5 protein-coding genes are annotated in these 6,912 nt (G+C 39.3%); all 5 read left to right on the top strand.

The window, feature by feature from the left end; genetic code table 11:
* Window positions 1-3,099: beta-galactosidase GalA (gene galA / locus ACO1O5_RS18230; protein WP_486272779.1), on the top strand; the 3,099-nt coding region annotated here is incomplete at its 5' end.
* Between the two features lie 33 nt (window positions 3,100-3,132).
* Window positions 3,133-3,696 (top strand): GNAT family N-acetyltransferase, encoded by a 564-nt coding sequence (locus tag ACO1O5_RS18235; protein ID WP_486272780.1) that lies wholly within the window; start codon window positions 3,133-3,135, stop codon window positions 3,694-3,696.
* A gap of 5 nt (window positions 3,697-3,701) precedes the next feature.
* Complete coding sequence (locus tag ACO1O5_RS18240; protein ID WP_486272781.1) at window positions 3,702-4,214, top strand: DinB family protein; 513 nt, start codon at window positions 3,702-3,704, stop codon at window positions 4,212-4,214.
* A 33-nt stretch (window positions 4,215-4,247) separates the two neighbouring features.
* Window positions 4,248-5,024, top strand: a complete 777-nt coding sequence (locus ACO1O5_RS18245; RefSeq protein ID WP_486272783.1) for a class I SAM-dependent methyltransferase — start codon at window positions 4,248-4,250, stop codon at window positions 5,022-5,024.
* Window positions 5,025-5,115: 91 nt separating this feature from the next.
* Window positions 5,116-6,912, top strand: a 1,797-nt coding sequence (locus ACO1O5_RS18250; protein WP_486272785.1) for a TonB-dependent receptor, incomplete at its 3' end; no start/stop codon positions are given.

Genomic DNA, 6,912 nt, shown 5'->3' on the forward strand with positions numbered 1-6,912 from the left:
CACGGCTATAAGCCCGTTGGCGGCCTTTTTCCTGAAACAAGTATCGGTTGGTATCGAAAACATTTTTTTGTTGATAGAAAAGATTCTGGCCAGCGTTTTCAAATTCAGTTTGATGGAATCTTCCGCGATGCAAATGTTTGGATTAATGGAATTTATCTTGGGAATAATAAAAGCGGGTATATAGGTTTTGCATACGACATCACGGATTTTATTAACTATGATAAGGAAAATATTATCGTAGTAAGGGTTGATGCTACTCAATATGAAGGATGGTTCTATGAAGGTGCCGGCATTTATCGCCATGTATGGCTTAACGAATATAACAACGTACACATTGGAAATAGCGGAACTTTTGTTTACACAACTGTCGTTAATAATAAGGCCTCTCTAAACCTTGAAACACCTGTTGAAAATCAAATTCTCAATTCTACAAGTTTTACCATCAGCTCGGTTATTACTGACCGGGTAGGGAAAATTGTTGGGCAAACAAATGAACAACCGGTTTCATTAAACGTAAATGAATCTAAAATTATCAAACAAAAAATTTCAGTATTAAATCCAAAACTGTGGTCGGTTGATGATGCTTATTTATACCGTGTAACCACATTAATAAAATCGAATGGAAAAATTATTGATGCGGATAAAAAGAGATTTGGGATAAGAAGCATTAACGTAACGAAAGACGGACTGTTTCTAAATGGAAAATATATTAAGGTTAAAGGAGTTTGCGATCACCAGGACCATGCTGGCGTGGGCAGCGCATTGCCTGACTACCTGCAATATTACCGGGTAAGTTTATTAAAGCAAATGGGAGCGAATGCTTATCGTACAACGCATAATCCGCCAACGCCGGAGTTGTTGGATGCATGTGATAGCTTAGGAATGTTGGTGCTTGATGAAACAAGGTTATTAAATAGTGGTGACGAATATATTAACCATTTTGAGCGTTTGATATTGCGTGACCGCAGCCACCCTTCTGTTTTTATGTGGTCTATTGGCAATGAAGAAGGATATGTTCAAACTAACAGTACCGGTAAACGAATTGCACAAACATTGCTGACAAAACAAAAAGAACTGGATCCCTCACGTACAAGCACATACGCCGCAGATGTAGCCAATATTTACCGTGGTGTTAATGAAGTTATTCCCGTAAGAGGATTCAATTACCGTATTCTTGGTGTGGATCCTTATCATAAAGATCATCCTGAACAACCTATTATAGGAACAGAGATGGGAAGTACGGTTACGACCAGGGGAATTTATAAAAAAGATACCGTAAACGCATACCTGCCGGATGAAGATATTACGGCTCCATGGTGGGCAAATACCGCAGAACAATGGTGGTCACTCGCCGCGGCAAGGCCGTGGTGGATGGGTGGTTTTGTTTGGACTGGCTTTGATTATCGTGGAGAACCAACACCTTTTGAATGGCCAAACATTAATTCACATTTTGGGATAATGGATATGTGTGGGTTTCCTAAGAATATTTATTATTATTATCAGTCGTGGTGGACAGATAAAGATGTGTTGCACATTGCTCCCCATTGGAACTGGAAGGGAAAGGAGGGCCAGCCTATTGATGTGTGGGTTTACAGTAATGCAGATGATGTGGAACTGTTTTTAAACGGAAAAAGTTTAGGTAAAAAAGAGATGCCGCGAAACAGCCATCTTCAATGGGAAGTAAATTATGAACCCGGAACTTTATCTGCGATAGCTTTTAAAAAGGGGAAGAAACTAACAGCAAGCATTGAAACAACTGGTCCCCCCGCAGAAGTTGTGATCACACCCTACAAGACAACTATGCTGGCTGATGGAAAAGATGCAACGGTAATAAATGTAAGCGCTGTAGATAAACAGGGAAGAGAAGTTCCTGATGCGGATAATCTTATTCAATTTTCAATAACAGGGGATGCAAAAATAATTGGTGTGGGTAATGGTGATCCCAGCAGCCATGAGCCTGATAAATGCATGGATGGAAACTGGCAGCGGAAATTGTTTAATGGAAGATGCCAGGTAATTGTGCAGGCAGGTAATTCGCCGGGCGCAATAAAATTTGAAGCGACCTCTAAGGGTTTATGGAAGGGCTCAACCGACATTGTAATGGTTCAGCCCACAAGTTTGCTTTTAGCCGGAAAAAATAATCCTGAAAATAAATTTTTAAGAACTGCGTCGTTAAATCCAAAAGGCAAAATATTGGGTGCCGATATTTCCTACTTACCTCAGCTGGAAGCGAGAGGCGTAAAATTTTCTGATAATGGTGTGGAAAATGATGCAATTAAAATTTTAAAAAGCCATGGGTTCAACTACATACGGTTACGGTTGTTTGTTGATCCTGCTAACGATAGCGGCTATTCGCCGAAGACGGGCTTTTGCGATTTGCAACATACACTTGAAATGGCCAAACGTATTAAAGCTGCCGGAATGAGATTTCTTCTTGACTTTCACTATAGCGATACGTGGGCGGATCCCGGTAAGCAATATACACCCGCTGCATGGAAAGGCTTATCCTTTACTGAACTAACCAACAAAGTGTATGACTATACCAAAAAGGTTTTATCTGAATTAAATACGCAGGGGACACCTCCTGATATGGTCCAAACCGGTAATGAAATTAATCATGGGATATTATGGCCGGATGGTAATATTCAACATCCTGATGGTTTGGCTGCACTCTTGAAAGCTGCGATCGCTGCCGTGAGGGATGCAGATCCTAAAATTATTGTGATGCTGCATATCGCACTCGGTGGCCAAAATGCGGAGTCAGAATTTTTTCTTGATAATATGATTAACCGGGGAGTAACGTTCGATGTTATCGGGGAATCCTATTATCCCAAGTGGCACGGTACCCTGCAGGATCTTCAAAGTAATTTAACAACGCTTAAAGAAAAATACGGTAAGCCAGTCATCGTGGCGGAATATTCTCAACTTAAACATGAAGTAAATAAAATTGCGTTTACCCTTCCGGGTGATAAACTGGAAGGAACCTTTATTTGGGAACCTTTAACTACCTGGGAATCCATTTTTGATAAAAACGGCAAATCAAATGAGCTGATGAGAGTATATGATACTATAAGTGACGAGTATAAAATTCCCAAATAATAATTAATTTTCTTTTCAATAAAAAGGAAATGCATGATAGTTTATACGACAGCTAAAACTGATAACGATATCCGGCAAATAATCGAACTCCAAAAATTAAATTTGCCTCAAAACCTCACGGAGGACCAGAAAAACTCACAAGGATTTGTGACGGTGATTCATAGAATTGAAACACTTAAGAAAATGAACGATACCGAAGCAAGTATCGTCGCAAAGGATGGTGAAAAAGTGATTGGTTATCTTTTGGCTATGACCCGGGAAGCCAAAAATGATATCCCTGTTTTGATACCGATGTTTAAAGCGTTTGATGAAGTTGTTTACAACGATAAAAAAATTTCCTCATTCAATTATATAGTAGTTGGTCAGGTATGCATAGCCTACGGCTACAGGGGAAAAGGCATTTTAGATGATTGTTATGACGCTTATAAAAATCACTTCAGGAACAAATACGATTTTGCCATCACCGAAATTCATAAAACCAATCTACGCTCCATAAGGGCTCATCTGAGAATTGGTTTCGAATTAGTCCACAGCTATAAAGATCCCAATGGTGATGAATGGGAAATTGTAATTTTGGATTGGCGGAAAAACCAATAAATTTTATGAGCACTTTATTTAGAGACGAATTTATTAACCAATCTGTTTACCGTGTCAATGAAAATACTAAGCGCATCTTAAAATGTTTAAACGAGATTGATGACACAGAAACCTGGCTACGTTCAAACGAAAACTCTAATAGCGTCGGGAACATTATTTTGCATTTATGCGGAAACATCACGCAGTACGTTATTTCAGCTCTCGGTGAAAACGAAGATATTAGAGTGAGAGATAAAGAATTCTCAGCCAAAGACGGTTTCACAAAAAATGAACTGTCTGCAAAATTGGAAAGCACAGTCGATGAAGCCGTTCGTGTAATTGAGAGCCTGACTGAAGAAAAACTTTTAAAAAAATATTCGGTACAGGGATTTAATTTGTCGGGTATTGGCATCCTCGTTCATGTTTCTGAACACTATTCCTACCACACCGGTCAAATTGCTTTTTGGATAAAGCAATTAAAAAACAGAGATCTTGAATTTTATGCCGGAGTTGACCTGAATGTGAAAAACAAAAATTAAGGCAATTATATTTTCTCCCCGGAATTTTCGACTATGGAAATGTATGACAACAAAAATACGGTTCAAAAATCTTTCGACATTGATTTTTTAACTGAGCCATTGCTGCAGGCTCAGTGGGCCGAATTTATCGAACTAAAAAAAATAATCACACAACTATATTATTTGAAAGGAAGCCCAATTTCAATTTTAGATATTGGTATTGGTAATGCAAGAATTCCTAAACACTTAAGCGGTATCTATGAAATATGGAACATCATTAAAATATACGACGGAACCGATAACTCACAAACCTGCGTCGATATTTCAAAAAAAGTTGTTGCAAGCCTTGGCATCGGAGATAAGGTAAATGCTTTTTTGTACGACGCTACGGATCTGTTTAAATGGAATAAAAAATATGATTTAATAATAACAACATGGTTTACTGCAGGAAATTTCTATCCTGAAAATTTTCCCTTCGACACCTACCAGCACTCAGGCAAATACATGGATTTGTCAAAAAATGAAAAGTTTGAAAAAATCTTTTCTGCCGCCTATCAACTTCTTGAACCGGGCGGTGAGATTGTTATTGGCTCATGCTACATCGATAATGAAGCCACCAGGGAGAAGCAGGAATTTTTTTATAAAAAGGCCGGAATGACTGTAATTACCGGTGAAGCAGACTCTTTTACTGCCACAAAAGAAAGATTTTGGTCGCAGCGATTTACCAAAGAAAAATTATTGAATTACTTGCATTTTGTTAAGCCCGGTAAAATTTCATTTATCCCCCTTGACACTTATAACTATGCGATGCAGGTCAGAATAAAGAAATAATATAAATTTATTAATGAAAATAATTTATTAAATTGAATAGCGAATGCCTGAGAAGCATTCGCATTTTTATTCATCTTTAAATTAATATTATATGATTACCAAAATGCTTAAACTAGCTGTAGTTATTGCTATGGTATTTACAAACACTGCTTTCGCCCAAACCATTTCAGGAAAAATTGTTGACAATTCCAGTAAACAACCACTCGCAGGAGTTTCTATTAAAGTCGTGGGTAGTCCGGAAGGTACCACTACAGATGAGAATGGAAACTTTACCGTAAAGGCAGGGCCGCAGTCAAAATTAGATATTACACAAGTTGGATATGCTTCAAAAAGAGTCTCGGTTAATGGACAGTCGCAACTTACCATTGAGTTAACTCAGCAACAAACAGTCTTGGAATCTGTAGAAGTTTCCGTTGGTAGCAGAAGCGCCAAAAGAACCCTTACAGAAACAGCATTGCCGGTGGATATATTTTCGTCGAATGATTTAAAATCAACAGGCCAGGTAAGTTTTGATAAAGCATTGCAATACAGAGTTCCGTCTTTCAACACGGTTAATACTCCCGTTAATGATGCTACAACACTTTTGGATCCTTACGAAATAAGAAACCTTGGACCAAGCCGCACGTTGATTTTGATTAATGGTAAACGAAAAAATTTAAGTGCGTTGCTTTATGTTCAGTTCGCACCCGGAAGAGGAGAAACAGGTGCCGATTTATCAGCAATACCAACGGATGCTATTAAGCGTGTTGAAATATTGCGTGATGGAGCATCCGCCCAATACGGCTCTGATGCTATTGCCGGGGTTATGAATATCATCCTGAAAGATAAAGTGGAGTATAATACATTAACCTTTAACGGAGGAGTGACCAGCAAAGGCGATGGAGGAAGCTATGGCCTGGCCTATAATGGCGGAAGTAGCTTAGCTAATGGTGGATTTATTAACTACACAATTGATTTCAGCCAGCAAAATAGTGCCGTGCGTTCGGGAAATATAGACGTACCTACCGAGATTGCGACATTTGGAGATGGCGGTGCTAATACCGATCCTGTTAATTCGGCTATTATCAATTATCTCAAAATTTATCCCACTGGCAATAATAAAAATGGTTCAGGGGAAATTACTGCCGCAAAATTTGAATACAATCTTTCTGTGCCGGCCGGAGAACATGGACAGTTTTATAGCAACGCGGCGTTAGTGGCAAAAAAGGTATTTAGCAATGCAAATTTTCGTGTACCGTACTGGAAACAGGATCTTGGTTTACTGCATACCGAGGACGACAGCAAACCCAATTATACAGGGACAGGTGATCCGCTCTATAATGGATATCTCGGTTACCAGCCCACTTTCAATGGAGACCTGGTCGATTACAATGCAACCTTTGGTTTTAAAAGCGAAAAGAGCGGGTGGAAGCAGGATATAAGTCTTACGTTCGGCGGTAACCAACAATTGTATTCAGTTGATAATACTTTAAATTTTAGTATTGGAGCGGGAAGCCCCATTTCTTTTAAACCAGGCGGCTTCAGGTTTAGCAACATAATTGGTAACTACGACATTAATAAATCCATTACAGATACCTTTGCCATTGCCTTTGGATCAGAGATCCGGCAGGAAACTTATAAGATTATTGCAGGGGACAGTTCGTCTTATTCCGGAACGGGCGCCAATTCATTTCCCGGCATTCGCCAGGATAATGCCACTACTAACAGCAGGTTCAACTTCGGCGCTTATCTCGATGCAAGTTGGGACGTAACGAAAGACTTCTTGCTAAATGGTACTATTCGCGGAGAAAAATATAGCGACTTCGGAAATGCTTTCGTTTGGAAGGGATCTACCCGATACAAAGTCCTGGGAGATAAACTAGTGCTTAGGGGCTCGGCTTCAACTGGC

The sequence above is a fragment of the Ginsengibacter sp. genome, assembly GCF_057362405.1.